We start from the raw sequence: 12,713 nt of genomic DNA, 5'->3' as shown, positions 1-12,713 counted from the left end.
TCATGCGTGTTAAACATGCAGTGGTTTTGCTCATGCTGATTTCACCATTAAGTTGGGCCGGAAACATGACGTTCCAGTTCCGCAACCCTAACTTTGGTGGCAACCCAAACAACGGTTCTTTTTTACTCAACAGCGCCCAGGCACAAAACTCGTATAAAGATCCGAGTGGTGATGATTTCGGGATTGAAACGCCATCTGCGCTGGATAACTTTACCCAGGCAATCCAGTCGCAAATTCTCGGTGGCTTACTCACCAATATCAATACCGGTAAGCCAGGGAGGATGGTAACCAATGATTTTATTATTGATATCGCCAACCGGGATGGGCAACTGCAATTGAATGTGACGGACAGGAAAACGGGGAAAACGTCGACGATAGAAGTGTCTGGTTTACAAAACCAGTCGACCGATTTCTAAATTATAGCCACGAAAGGAAAATATCATGCAGCGCTTACTTATCATGGTGGCAGTAATTTTACTCAGCGGATGTTTAACGGCCCCGCCCCAAGAAGCCGCTAAGCCGACATTAATGCCCCGAGCCCAAAGCTATAAAGATTTGACGCATCTGCCCATGCCTACAGGTAAGATCTTTGTGTCGGTTTACAATATCCAGGATGAGACTGGCCAGTTTAAACCTTACCCGGCGAGTAACTTCTCTACCGCCGTCCCGCAAAGCGCCACGGCTATGCTTGTCACCGCATTGAAGGATTCTCGTTGGTTCGTCCCGCTGGAACGTCAGGGGCTACAGAACCTGCTTAACGAACGAAAAATCATTCGTGCGGCTCAGGAAAACGGCACTGTCGCCATTAATAACCGGATCCCACTGCAATCTCTGACCGCAGCAAACGTCATGGTGGAAGGATCAATTATTGGTTATGAAAGCAACGTTAAATCAGGTGGTGTTGGTGCGCGCTATTTCGGTATTGGCGCGGATACGCAGTATCAGCTCGACCAGATAGCGGTAAACCTGCGCGTGGTTAACGTCAGTACCGGTGAAATTCTCTCATCGGTGAATACCAGCAAGACTATTCTGTCTTATGAAGTACAGGCTGGGGTATTCCGCTTCATTGATTACCAGCGACTGTTGGAAGGTGAAATTGGCTACACCTCTAACGAACCGGTTATGCTATGTCTGATGTCAGCAATTGAAACCGGTGTTATCTTCCTGATTAACGATGGGATTGATCGCGGGTTGTGGGATTTGCAAGACAAGAAACAAGTGGATAATGACATTCTGGTTAAATACCGTCATATGTCAGTACCACCAGAATCCTGATTGGTCGTTACGGCATAAAAGCGTGAGGGAATCCTCACGCTTTTTTATTTACTGCTCAGCGTCGACGACAGCCGATTTTCACGGCGAGACGCCAGCCACAGCCCGCTGTTTTTCATCGCGTAGCCGAATACCAAACCCAGAGCCAAAGAAGGCACGACCAACTGCCAGTCCCCCTGCCCTGCAAACGTTGCACATGCGCCAATAAATGTGCCAGGCACAAATGAAAGCAACCATTGCTTGGCCTGAATACACATCAGAAACGCGACGATTCCCGTTATGACATAACCAATAATGTCCATATGCGGGGCAAGCGCGCTACCGTTAATAATCACCAACGCCCACACCACACCGCTTAGCAGCGTACACGCCGAGATCCACAGCCCTTTCAGTCCACCCTGCGGACAGGCGAAATAGGCCGTGCAGCCCAAAAAGCCAGCCCAACTGAGTAAACCAAGAGAAACGGCCACCCATCCCCAGATCCCGGAGAGAATGCCCGTTGTGATTGCAATTGAGAGAAGTATGTTCATGCCGCGTATCTTAGCAGATAAACGGCATAGGAATGAGATCGTGCACACAATTTATGCAAGCACATAAATTGCGTTGCACTATAAAGTGATCTAAATCACAATTATTCGTCTGTATCTTCCTGCAATTCGTCCCACATCGCACTAATGGCATCGCGCGTTAGCGGAGCCATGGTACGCCAGAACGGCGTGTTGGCGTGTGCTTCAACTTTGCCAAGGAACGTTCCACACCATGGCAGCAAGTATTCCACAAACAAGGTTTCAAGCGCTTCGCTTTCATCCTCCGCAGACTGGTCCTCAAGCCAGGAGGCTGCCAGCAACAGCGTACCAATATGATCGGCCGGAGTATCTGCTAGCGGCATTCCACGGGCAGAAAGAAACGCACGAACATCGGATTCTTTCGCCCCTTCTACCCAAGCGCTACGATAAGGCGGTACCGCACACTCGTCACCGACAAACAGCGCGTTGTAATCAGCAGCCAGTTGGGGCATATCGCAGCTCTTCTGCAGGCGAGTCAGCAGTTCGTCCTGTTCCAGCGGCCAGCTGGCGGACAATTTTCCTTCACTAATCAGGGTAAACAAAGGAACCAGTAAAGGGTCCTGCGGTTGGCGGTAAAACAGCGAGCCCAGTACGCGGCACAGGATAGAAAACTCGTTCATTGATATATTCCAGTGAGTAACAATTACAGTTCAGCAAATTCCGCGATCGGCTCCATGCCTCGCGATTCAAGAAACGCCAGCAGGCGTTTAGGTGTGACGTTTAAAATTCTGTCTTCCGGGAAATTCACATCATCGAGAATTTTACGGCATTCGCCAAATTCTCCCAGCGTGAAAGCGGTATGGGAATCTGACCCTAATGCCACCCAGCCGCCGGCATCACGCACAGCCGCTGCAACCGCGCGACAATTATCCTCACTGCCCTTACGTGAATGCAAAAATGAGGAGTTATTAATTTCCAGCGCAACCTGGTATTTTGCCGCCGCCTGCGCAATCGCAGTAATATCAACGGGATATTTGGGGTTCCCCGGATGACTAATGATATGCACGTTGCCGCTGGCCATCGTGGCAATCATTGCCTGGGTATTGGTGTCTTTATCGTGAGGTGCAAAAACCGGCTCATGGAAGCCCGCGATGATCAGATCCAAGGAGGTAAACATGGGTCCTGAACAGTCGATTTCACCTTCAATATTCTTAATATTCGCCTCAATGCCACGCAGTATCCCTACGCCGTCAACGATACGAGGCCAAATACGCATATTAATAAAGTGCCAATGGTGAGGTGCATCCGCCATGTCCGGTCCATGATCGGTAATGGCAAACAGCTTGATGCCTTTGCGACGGGCTTCAGCGATGTAATCACTTAAGGTGCTGTAGGCGTGGGTGCTGGCGACGGTATGCATATGCAGGTCAACGGGATACATAACTCTCTCCTGTAGTCATTTTCCGTCAAGGATAGCAGGTATCGCCGCCATTAATACCCTAAATAATTCCGGTTGCAGGCAGGCGGCAAGGAAGTGACACCTGATGAGCTTACTGTAGTAAGTGATGCGTGGGTATAACCGTAGCCATCGCACATGCAGCTTGAAGTATAACGAGTATTTTAGCTGAAACCCGGCACTTGCCGGGTTACCATCAGTATCCCCGTACGCGATCGACCTGACCCGTGACGGATTTACCACTTTCCAGGTCCAAAATCGTGCGGGAGATATAGTCCACCGCCTCTACCGGGCGCGTTACCGCGGCAATATGCGGCGTCATGGCCACACGCGGATGTTTCCACAGCGGGCAGGTTTCCGGCAGCGGCTCGCGGCTATAAACATCCAGCATGGCACCTTTAACTTTGCCACTTTCCAGCGATGCCAGAAGATCGTCTTCATTGAGATGAACACCGCGTGCTAGGTTTAGCACGTAAGCGCCATTCTGTAACTGATTAAGTAAACCCGCGTTAATAATGCCCACGGTTTCTGCCGTATTGGGCAGGAGGTTGATAAGCACCCGAGTTTGACTCAGGAACGCACCCAGTTCCTCGGTACCGGCAAAGCTTTCCACACCAGACCATGATTTACGCGTACGACTCCAGCAGCGCAGCGGGAATCCCCATGCTTGCAGGCTTTCTGCGACTTTCGCACCTAAAACGCCAGCGCCCATGATCCCGACGGTAAACTCATCGCGAGTATATTCTGGTAACGGTTGCCATTTCGCCTGGTTTTTTAATGCCTGGTAATCATCAAAACGACGAAACCAGTGCAGCACCTGGCTGACCGCATATTCCTGCATTTGTAGGCCCATACCCGTATCTTCCAGACGGAAAAGCGGGACTGACGCATCTAACATTTCCGGATGAGCGTGGAGTTTACTGAGAATAGAATCCACGCCCGCTCCCAACGCAAATACGGCCTTTAATTTTCGTCCGGCAAGCATTTCAACCGGCGGATGCCAGACCAGCGCATAGTCAGCATGCGCATTATCACCCGCTTTCCACTCACGGACGTTCGCGCCAGGTATTGCTTTAGCTAGCGCATTAATCCACCAGGTCGTATCGAATGTTGGGTGATAAAAAATTATATCCATTTTGTCTCCTGAGCATTGTTATGCGGAACTTTCTCGCACTTATAATCATCATTTTTCGAGCGAACATCAGAGTAACAAATTTTAGGATGCTGGCAAAAAAAACAATTCCCGCTTATTTAAGCTCCATATTGATTGAAGTTTGTGTAAACGCACGTTTTTTTCCAAAAGTTGATTGACGCCGAGACGGTATTTCCCTAAATTAGCGCCCGTTCCGGTAGCACAGGAACAACAATATGGTGAGGTGTCCGAGTGGCTGAAGGAGCACGCCTGGAAAGTGTGTATACGGCAACGTATCGGGGGTTCGAATCCCCCCCTCACCGCCATATTTTAAGAAGAGCTCGTACGAAAGTACGGGCTTTTTTTTCGCATGTTGCACATCTGCGGGGGGGATGAGAAACCCCGACCGGGGTTCGACACAAAATTGCCGGGAGCAATTTTGAACAGCGCATGCGCTGGCCCCGTAGGGGCGAGGCCCAGGGATGGGCCGAGTAGCAGCGTAGCCAGTTGGACAGACCGGGAGCGCAGCGAACGGGCTGCCCCAAAGGGGCGAGCGAAGCGAGTCAATCCCCCCTCACCGCCATATTCGAGAAAGAGCTCGTACGAAAGTACGGGCTTTTTTTCGCATGTGATACGATGATTGTTTTAGATTGTCACATGGGGCCTGATTTTGAATTCATACATTTTCCTTGCTGGGGCCATCTTAGCTGAAGTCATAGGTACAACCCTGATGAAGTTCTCTGATGGATTTACACGCCTCTGGCCATCTGTAGCAACAATTGTGTGTTACTGCACCGCTTTTTATCTCCTCTCCCAGACGCTGTCGACCATTCCAACGGGTATTGCGTACGCAATTTGGTCAGGTGCTGGAATCGTATTAATCAGCCTTTTGGGCTGGTTGGTCAGTGGGCAAAAGCTTGATTTCCCTGCGATCTTAGGCATGCTTCTGATTTGTGCCGGAGTTCTGGTTATTAACATTTTTTCAAAATCCTCCCCGCATTAGTACTCTGGAAAGAGAATCGGACAGGAGCCTCGTGAGGAGGGTTTTAAACCACGTCTACGTTTGCCCTAATCATAAAGAGTATTAAGACGATGCTCACATTCAGGCCAGTACATAAGCATCTCCAGCCCGTTGCGCATTAATTAAACCACTCTTATGCTGTAACAACCGCGTTCTCATGGGATCAGGAATATAAGGCCATGTTAGATACAGAAGGAGCTTTGCTTGATGAGATCATGTCGCAGGCAGACGAAGCAGGATTTATTCCCTTAATGGTTTTCTCACGAAAATTACTCAAAAGAACTCCGAATGAAATAAATACGTTTTTCGATCCTGACAGCCGATTCTACGAAGAGCATCAACGAACGGTCGTTTGCAACATCAGGCATAATGTCACCATTAAAAAAACCTACACCAGCACTGGGATCTTACGAAAACAAGTGACGACAGGCGGGATTTATAAAGATGACCTGCTGACCTTTCTGATACAAGCATTAAAGAAAATAGATGAAAACAACCAGTTGTTTGACCAGGCCTGTATCAACTACTGGAGCAGCAAAAAAAAGTAATGTGCTGGCGTCAAATAACAAAGCCCGGTTTCCCGGGCCTTGAAGACGGAGTACTTATCAGTTGTAAGCGTTGAGCGTCCGCTGACAGAGCGCAGAGCGGACGCAATCGTCTTTATTGAAACGAACAATCCCAACCATATCATCTTCTTCGAAACGGGCCAGCGCATCGCTAAGCCCTGAGCGAACGTGGGCAGGTAGATCGCACTGGGTCACATCCCCATTCACAATCACCGTCACATTCTCCCCGAGGCGGGTTAAAAACATCTTCATTTGCGCAGCAGTGACGTTCTGAGCCTCGTCAAGAATGACCACTGCATTTTCAAATGTACGTCCACGCATATAGGCGAACGGCGCGATTTCCACCTTACCAATCTCAGGTCGCAGGCAATACTGCATGAAGGAGGCTCCCAGACGTTTCACCAGCACGTCATACACTGGACGAAAATAGGGAGCAAACTTCTCGGAAACATCCCCAGGTAAGAAGCCGAGGTCTTCATCAGCTTGCAGAACTGGACGGGTTACAATGATCCTGTCCACGTCTTTGTGGATCAGGGCCTCTGCTGCTTTTGCCGCGCTGATCCAGGTTTTACCGCACCCGGCCTCACCGGTGGCGAAGATCAGCTGTTTACTCTCGATAGCATTCAGGTAGTGCGCCTGAGCTTCATTTCGCGCCGTGATTGGCGTGGCGTCGCGACTGTCACGCGCCATACCGATCGCTTCTACGCCGCCCATCTGCACAAGCGAGGTGACCGATTCATCTTCACGTTGTTTATGACTACGCGAATCCCGCCTCAGCACACGTTTTGCTTCACGACGAGCTTTGATCACTGCTTTTTGTCTTCCCATGGATAGCACCTTGAGTTGTAGGTATACATCACACGCGCCGTTGGCGGCACGATTATGCGCACGAACATCTGAGGGTTGGCTTCCTTGTAAGCCATTGCTTGCTTTCGGATAAGACGCCACACACGGCTACGCGCACCGAGCAGGGCGTCAGTAACAAGGATAAGAAGTGAATGAGAGAGAGATTTAGCGGTGACGAGGTGGCTACCGGAAGAGAAACGTCCGCGTAAGGTACTGCTGTTACTGTGAAAAACGTGTCCAATACAGGACTTTTCCATTCGCGATCTCCATAGTGAACGACTATCACCGCCGGGAACTACCGCTATTACTTATAAGTACATCATAACCCTTCGTTAATGCAACAATATTTTTACTTGCCATTAACTTAAATTCTATCTTATCACCAGAGACAGTTTCTTGCCCAGAGATGACAGAATTATTTCAGTCCCATACCGATCATAAAAAATAATTTGTTCATTCATCAAGATGTCAGGAAAAGCCCCGCTTTACAACGGGGCATCATCATCAGGCTTCGAGCAGGGACTGCCCCAGATAATGATCTGCGGTTTCGACGCCCGGCAAAGCAAAGAAGTATCCCCCACCAATCGGTTTGACATACTCTTCCAGCGCTTCACCGTTCAGGCGTTTCTGCACCGCCAAAAAGCCTTTTTCCAGATCGTGTTGATAGCAGACAAACAACAGTCCCATATCCAGCTGGCCGGAATTGGTTACACCGAGCGAATAGCTGTAGCCACGGCGCATCATCAAGCTGGAGTCGGTCTCTTTCGTGCGCGGATTCGCCAGGCGGATATGACTGTCGAGCGCAATCACCTCACCTTCAGGATCGCTGGCATAGTCAGGCACATCGTGCTCATGTTGCATACCCAACGGCGCGCCAGTGTGTTTATCGCGACCAAAAATCGTTTGCTGCTCTTTCAGCGGTGTACGATCCCAGAACTCAACACGGAACTGAATGAGCCTGACGGCCTGATAGCTTCCGCCTTGCGCCCAGGCAGGTTCACCCTGCCCATCCGTAACCCACACCACATCCTGCATCAACTTCGCATCCGTCGCGTCCGGATTCGCGGTACCGTCCTTAAAGCCAAGCAAATTGACCGGGGTCTCTTTGCCTTTGCTGCGCGCGGCGTGGTCGGAAATAAAACCTTCACGTTTCCAGCGTACGCTGAGGAGATCGGGCGTATGTTTAATGATATCGCGTAGCGCGTGGATGACGGTGTCCTGGGTGTTGGCACAAATCTGCAGCAGCACATCACCATGACACAGCGCCGCATCCAGTGAATCATTCGGGAAGCGGGTCATTTTTTGCAGCTTTTTCGGCATCTGCGATTTCAGGCCATAACGTTCATCGAACAGCGATGAGCCGACCGACAACGTCATCGTCAGGTTGTCTGGCGCAATGTATGCACCGAGGATACCGGAATCCATCGGCGGTAACCGCGGATTCGGCGTATCCGGCGCCGGCCCGCCGGTAGTCAGAAACGCAAATCGGTTGGTCAGCAATCGGAACAAACGCTCAAGATCGGCCTTATCGCTGGCGAGAACATCGAATGCCACCAGCATCATCGATGCCTGCTGCGGCGTCAGGATCCCCGCCTGATGCTGGCCATAAAACGGCTGCGCTTCACTACGTGCATCAGGGGACAGCGTGCCCGGCGCGCTTTGTGGTTTTTGCGCGTGGGCAACCGGGCACCCACCCGCCAGCGCCAGCGCCCCACCCAGGGCCCCCATCCCTTTCAGTAAACGTCGGCGTGACGGTTCGCTCACGCCGTTTTCATTATCTTGCTGCATAGTGCTTAATCCAGACCCAGAACACCGCGTAATTGCGACAAGTCTTCCGCCAGCGTCGTGATCGGCCCTTTCAGCGCATTACGATCGGCATCGGTCAGTTTGTCATAGGTTTCAAAGCCGTCTTTGGTACGGTACTTGCTCAGAATGGTATCGACCTTTTTGAAGTTCGCATCTACCTTCGCCAGCAGCTCTGCATTGGATTTTTGTAACTGAGGACGCAGGAGATCGACAATTTTCTGCGCACCATCGACGTTGGCCTGGAAATCCCACAGATCGGTATGGCTGTAGCGATCTTCTTCTCCGCTGATTTTGCTGGCAGCGACTTCTTCAATCAGCCCTGCCGCCCCGCCAACCACTTTAGACGGTGGGAAAGCCAGCTCGCTAATACGCGTTTGCAGGTCAAGAACATCACTGTTTAGTTGGTCGGCATACTTGTCCATACCTTTGGTGGTATTGTCGCCAAATAGCGCTTTCTCCAGACGGTGGAAGCCGGTGAATTTCGGATCGGCAGCTTTTTGTTCGTAATCATCTTCACGCGCATCGATGCTGCCATCGAGATCGGAAAACAGTTCAGCAATCGGTTCAATACGCTCATAATGCTGACGGGTTGGCGCATACAGGGATTTTGCTTTTTCCACATCACCGGCTTTAATCGCATCGGTGAAGGCTTTGGTACCCGCTACCAGTTGCGCAGTCTCTGCTGTCACATAGGCTTTATATTCGGTAATCGCACCCCCCAGGCTCAGCAGAGCATCACTCTGCGCGGCATCCGCCGTTGCGCTACCTTTTACGATCAGTTTACCTTTCGGATTGGTTAACAAACCGCAGGTCATATCATATTCGCCTGGCTGCAGGTTAGCCGTCATTTTCTGGCTAAATCCTGGCGCAATGTTTTCGCGCTCTTCAACCACCATGACGCCTTTGAGAATTTCCCACTCCAGCGCTTTCTGGCTGTGGTTCTGGATGATGAACTGCGTTTTCCCGGCATTAACCGTGATCGTCATCGGCTCACACTGTTTGTCGTTAACCGTGACTTTCACCTGCGGAATATCAGCGGCTTGTGCAGAAAAAGCGGATGCAAACAGCGCGGCAATACCCAACTGCAGCGCACTACGGCGAAAATTAAACGTCATAACCTGCCCTATAAATAAGTATGTTGTAACTAAAAAGTATTCTGCATCGCGTTTTTATCAAGGTGCGGTACGCGATGCCGTAGTGCCTGAACGCGGCGGTAGCGCAAACATAATCAACGCCGGAATCAGGTAGATAAACCAGACAGCGACTTCACTAACGCTTGGCGCTTCCTGATAGCCAAAAATGCCTTCCATCAATGTGCCAAACAGCGAATGTGTCGACAGCACGCTGCTCAGGTCAAACGCCATATCCTGAAAATGATTCCACAACCCGGCTTCGTGGAAGGCGCGGATGGCCCCAGCGGCAAGACCGGCGGCCACCAGCAAAATGAACAGGCTGGTCCATTTAAAAAATGCCCCGAGGTTGAGGCGAATACCGCCAAGGTAAATCAGGTAACCCAGTACCACTGCGGTAGCCAGTCCCAGCATCGCGCCTAACGGCGGCCAGATGCCTACATCCTGCTGGAACGCCGCCAGCAGGAAGAACACCGATTCCAGCCCTTCGCGGGCAACGGCAAAAAAGACCATCATCACCAGCGCCCAGCCGTGATGGTTGCCGCGTTGCAACGCGTTATCGACAGCCTGTTCCAACTGGACTTTGACGTTGCGCGAAACTTTACGCATCCAGAACACCATCCAGGTGAGGATCACCACGGCAATGACCGCCACGATGCCTTCAAACAGCTCCTGTTCTTTTTGCGGAAATTCACCGGTGGTTTCGTTGATGAAAACCCCTAACGCCAGGCATAACGCCGCAGCCAGCAGAACACCAATCCACATCACACCAATCCATCGACCACGCTGAGTCCGTTTCAGGTAGCTGGCAATCAGGCTGACAATCAGCGCGGCCTCTAACCCTTCGCGCAACATAATTAGAAATGGAACAAACATGCGAAGAACCCTTAAACGTTATTCTCAGTCAATTGATGAAAAGAAAAGTAAATTACAGTGATAGTGATTATCATTACAGCAAAGAAAAACTCAAGCAGAATGTTTTGAGAATGATGACTGAATGTAAAATGTTAGGCGGGTAACGGTTATGACGGGTTTACGGCGCGGGCAATAAAAAAAGCCCGCACGCGGCGGGCTTGAAGACAGCGGCAGATTATTCTGCCTGTAAACGCGATGGTGGAGCTGAGTGATAATGCGCATCAGCCTCGGCAAATCGCTGCTGCATCGCGGCTGAAGGTGCTTTACCCAACAGGCTGAAGACCACAATACCGATGCTGCCGAAAATAAAGCCTGGGATAATTTCATACAGCCCCAACCAGGCAAACTGCTTCCAGACGATTACCGTCACCGCACCGATGATCATCCCTGCCAACGCGCCATTGCGGGTCATACGCGACCACATTACGGAGAACAGAACCACCGGACCAAACGCCGCACCAAAGCCCGCCCAGGCGTAGCTTACCAGACCCAGCACGCGGTTCTCCGGGTTCGCCGCCAGCGCGATGGACACCAGCGCTACGACCAGCACCATGATGCGACCAATCCATACCAGCTCGTTCTGGCTGGCATTTTTACGCAGGAACGCTTTGTACAAATCTTCGGTGATTGCGCTGGAGCACACCAGCAGCTGGCAGCTCAGGGTTGACATAACCGCAGCAAGGATCGCAGACAGCAGGATACCGGCAATCCACGGGTTGAACAGGATTTGCGCCAGTTCAATAAACACACGCTCGGCGTTCTGGTTAACGGCCCCGGCAAGCTGTGGGTTGTTGTTAAAGTAAGCAATACCGAAGAAGCCCACGGCCACGGCACCTGCCAGACACAGGATCATCCAGGTCATACTGATACGGCGAGCATGAACGATGCTATGGTGAGAATCTGCCGCCATAAAGCGCGCCAGAATATGTGGCTGACCAAAGTAGCCCAGACCCCAGCCCATTAGCGAAATGATGGCAACAAAATTCAGCCCTTTGAACATGTCCACGTTCTCAATGCTCTTTTGTTTAATCACTTCCAGCGAATCTTCAAATCCACCCACGCCAATAATGACCATTACCGGCGTCAGGATCAGAGCAAAGATCATCAGGCTGGCCTGGACGGTATCGGTCCAGCTAACAGCAAGGAAACCACCAATAAAGGTATAAATGATCGTCGCGGCCGCCCCCGCCCACAGCGCTGTTTCATAGCTCATGCCAAAGGTGCTTTCAAACAGACGCGCCCCTGCCACAATCCCTGAGGCACAATAGATGGTGAAAAACAGCAGAATAACCAGCGCGGAGATAATACGCAGAATTCGGCTTTTATCTTCAAAGCGACCGGTAAAGTAATCCGGTAACGTCAGCGCATTATTATTATATTCGGTATGTACGCGTAAACGTCCGGCCACCAGCTTCCAGTTGATCCATGCGCCCAAAATAAGGCCGATGGCGATCCAGCTCTCTGAAATGCCCGACAGGAAAATCGCGCCAGGCAGACCCATCAGTAACCAGCCGCTCATGTCAGATGCCCCGGCGGATAACGCGGTCACGAATGGACCCAGACTGCGTCCACCAAGAATGTAATCGTCAAAGTTTTTGGTTGAACGCCATGCAATAAACCCTATCAATATCATGCCAAAAATATAGACACAGAATGTCACTAACATCGGTGTGCTAATAGCCATCAAAACTCTCCAAAATTATGTATCAGCAATGCCGTGGCTTGCCGTTTTATTACCCTGCCGGAACGTGGCAAAGATATCTATGTTTACCAGGGCGACCGTATCCTGCCGGAAGCGATGGTTATTCACAATCGATTTAACACATCATTTACATCAAATTTAATCCAGAGTAGATAGCATTTTTCTGTAGGTTGCACTCTCTCACACTTTTTTCGGTTGCACCTTTTAAAAGTGTTAACTACCGCAGAGAAAAAGATTCGGCATTTTTTACAGCCCCTTTCATAACGATCAAATTTATTAACATTTCATTCATTTCCAAGCTTGCAAACCAAGTCACATTTAACACGGTTGCACAAAGTTGCAACATAGTAGATATTTCTCG

General features: G+C 50.6%; 14 protein-coding genes and 1 tRNA gene. 5 read left to right on the top strand and 10 right to left on the bottom strand.

Annotated features, from left to right (window positions below):
* Positions 1-2 precede the first annotated feature (2 nt).
* Both csgF and csgG read left to right on the top strand, forming a co-directional pair.
* Positions 3-416 carry a curli production assembly/transport protein CsgF gene (csgF, locus tag E1B03_RS10305; RefSeq protein WP_103771476.1) on the top strand — a complete coding sequence of 138 codons (414 nt, stop codon included), beginning with the start codon at positions 3-5 and terminating at the stop codon, positions 414-416.
* A gap of 25 nt (positions 417-441) precedes the next feature.
* Positions 442-1,275, top strand: a complete 834-nt coding sequence (csgG, locus tag E1B03_RS10300; RefSeq protein WP_003036082.1) for a curli production assembly/transport protein CsgG — start codon at positions 442-444, stop codon at positions 1,273-1,275.
* A gap of 44 nt (positions 1,276-1,319) precedes the next feature.
* On the opposite strand, the gene E1B03_RS10295 is transcribed toward csgG, so the two are convergent.
* From E1B03_RS10295 to ghrA, 4 genes are all read right to left on the bottom strand, one after another.
* Entirely contained in the window at positions 1,320-1,802 is a 483-nt protein-coding gene (locus tag E1B03_RS10295; protein WP_133086155.1) for a DUF1097 domain-containing protein, read from the bottom strand.
* Between the two features lie 101 nt (positions 1,803-1,903).
* The gene (locus E1B03_RS10290; RefSeq protein WP_103771478.1) at positions 1,904-2,458 is read right to left on the bottom strand and encodes a TorD/DmsD family molecular chaperone; all 555 of its coding nucleotides are present in this window, start codon (positions 2,456-2,458) and stop codon (positions 1,904-1,906) included.
* Positions 2,459-2,481: 23 nt separating this feature from the next.
* Positions 2,482-3,219, bottom strand: a complete 738-nt coding sequence (locus E1B03_RS10285; protein ID WP_133086154.1) for a phosphatase — start codon at positions 3,217-3,219, stop codon at positions 2,482-2,484.
* A gap of 211 nt (positions 3,220-3,430) precedes the next feature.
* On the bottom strand, positions 3,431-4,369 hold the full coding sequence (gene ghrA / locus E1B03_RS10280) for a glyoxylate/hydroxypyruvate reductase GhrA (RefSeq protein ID WP_103771480.1): 939 nt from the start codon (positions 4,367-4,369) through the stop codon (positions 3,431-3,433).
* Positions 4,370-4,604: 235 nt separating this feature from the next.
* Between ghrA and E1B03_RS10275 the strand changes: the two genes are divergently transcribed.
* From E1B03_RS10275 to E1B03_RS10260, 3 genes are all read left to right on the top strand, one after another.
* Positions 4,605-4,692, top strand: a tRNA-Ser gene (locus E1B03_RS10275).
* Positions 4,693-5,036: 344 nt separating this feature from the next.
* Complete coding sequence (locus E1B03_RS10265) at positions 5,037-5,369, top strand: EmrE family multidrug efflux SMR transporter (protein ID WP_103771481.1); 333 nt, start codon at positions 5,037-5,039, stop codon at positions 5,367-5,369.
* A gap of 197 nt (positions 5,370-5,566) precedes the next feature.
* Complete coding sequence (locus E1B03_RS10260; RefSeq protein ID WP_103771482.1) at positions 5,567-5,935, top strand: hypothetical protein; 369 nt, start codon at positions 5,567-5,569, stop codon at positions 5,933-5,935.
* Positions 5,936-5,992: 57 nt separating this feature from the next.
* Here the strand turns inward: E1B03_RS10260 and phoH are convergent, their stop codons facing one another.
* The 6 genes from phoH to putP form a co-directional block, all read right to left on the bottom strand.
* Positions 5,993-6,781: a phosphate starvation-inducible protein PhoH gene (gene phoH, locus E1B03_RS10255; protein ID WP_003036052.1), complete on the bottom strand. Its 789-nt coding sequence runs from the start codon at positions 6,779-6,781 to the stop codon at positions 5,993-5,995.
* The gene (locus tag E1B03_RS26305; protein WP_181012817.1) at positions 6,760-7,056 is read right to left on the bottom strand and encodes a hypothetical protein; all 297 of its coding nucleotides are present in this window, start codon (positions 7,054-7,056) and stop codon (positions 6,760-6,762) included. Before E1B03_RS26305 ends, phoH begins: the two co-directional genes overlap by 22 nt.
* Before the next feature lie 247 nt (positions 7,057-7,303).
* Complete coding sequence (gene efeB, locus E1B03_RS10250; RefSeq protein WP_103771483.1) at positions 7,304-8,587, bottom strand: iron uptake transporter deferrochelatase/peroxidase subunit; 1,284 nt, start codon at positions 8,585-8,587, stop codon at positions 7,304-7,306.
* A 5-nt stretch (positions 8,588-8,592) separates the two neighbouring features.
* Positions 8,593-9,720 carry an iron uptake system protein EfeO gene (efeO, locus tag E1B03_RS10245; protein ID WP_103771484.1) on the bottom strand — a complete coding sequence of 376 codons (1,128 nt, stop codon included), beginning with the start codon at positions 9,718-9,720 and terminating at the stop codon, positions 8,593-8,595.
* 57 nt (positions 9,721-9,777) lie between these two features.
* Positions 9,778-10,611, bottom strand: a complete 834-nt coding sequence (gene efeU, locus E1B03_RS10240; protein ID WP_103771485.1) for an iron uptake transporter permease EfeU — start codon at positions 10,609-10,611, stop codon at positions 9,778-9,780.
* Between the two features lie 214 nt (positions 10,612-10,825).
* Positions 10,826-12,334, bottom strand: coding sequence for a sodium/proline symporter PutP (gene putP, locus E1B03_RS10235; protein ID WP_103771486.1), 1,509 nt, complete (start codon positions 12,332-12,334; stop codon positions 10,826-10,828).
* Between the last annotated feature and the right edge of the window lie 379 nt (positions 12,335-12,713).

It is taken from the genome of Citrobacter arsenatis (assembly GCF_004353845.1).
GTDB classification, from domain to species: Bacteria; Pseudomonadota; Gammaproteobacteria; order Enterobacterales; family Enterobacteriaceae; genus Citrobacter; species Citrobacter arsenatis.
The sequence above is the reverse complement of the archived record's forward strand: the minus strand, read 5'-3'. Positions and strand labels throughout refer to the sequence as shown.

Bases quoted from the DNA above. Each gene is read 5' to 3' on its own strand.
- csgF (WP_103771476.1), top strand. From the start codon at position 3: ATGCGTGTTAAACATGCAGTGGTTTTGCTCATGCTGATTTCACCATTA.
- csgG (WP_003036082.1), top strand. From the start codon at position 442: ATGCAGCGCTTACTTATCATGGTGGCAGTAATTTTACTCAGCGGATGT.
- E1B03_RS10295 (WP_133086155.1), bottom strand. From the start codon at position 1,802: ATGAACATACTTCTCTCAATTGCAATCACAACGGGCATTCTCTCCGGG.
- E1B03_RS10290 (WP_103771478.1), bottom strand. From the start codon at position 2,458: ATGAACGAGTTTTCTATCCTGTGCCGCGTACTGGGCTCGCTGTTTTAC.
- E1B03_RS10285 (WP_133086154.1), bottom strand. From the start codon at position 3,219: ATGTATCCCGTTGACCTGCATATGCATACCGTCGCCAGCACCCACGCC.
- ghrA (WP_103771480.1), bottom strand. From the start codon at position 4,369: ATGGATATAATTTTTTATCACCCAACATTCGATACGACCTGGTGGATT.
- E1B03_RS10260 (WP_103771482.1), top strand. From the start codon at position 5,567: ATGTTAGATACAGAAGGAGCTTTGCTTGATGAGATCATGTCGCAGGCA.
- phoH (WP_003036052.1), bottom strand. From the start codon at position 6,781: ATGGGAAGACAAAAAGCAGTGATCAAAGCTCGTCGTGAAGCAAAACGT.
- E1B03_RS26305 (WP_181012817.1), bottom strand. From the start codon at position 7,056: ATGGAAAAGTCCTGTATTGGACACGTTTTTCACAGTAACAGCAGTACC.
- efeB (WP_103771483.1), bottom strand. From the start codon at position 8,587: ATGCAGCAAGATAATGAAAACGGCGTGAGCGAACCGTCACGCCGACGT.
- efeO (WP_103771484.1), bottom strand. From the start codon at position 9,720: ATGACGTTTAATTTTCGCCGTAGTGCGCTGCAGTTGGGTATTGCCGCG.
- efeU (WP_103771485.1), bottom strand. From the start codon at position 10,611: ATGTTTGTTCCATTTCTAATTATGTTGCGCGAAGGGTTAGAGGCCGCG.
- putP (WP_103771486.1), bottom strand. From the start codon at position 12,334: ATGGCTATTAGCACACCGATGTTAGTGACATTCTGTGTCTATATTTTT.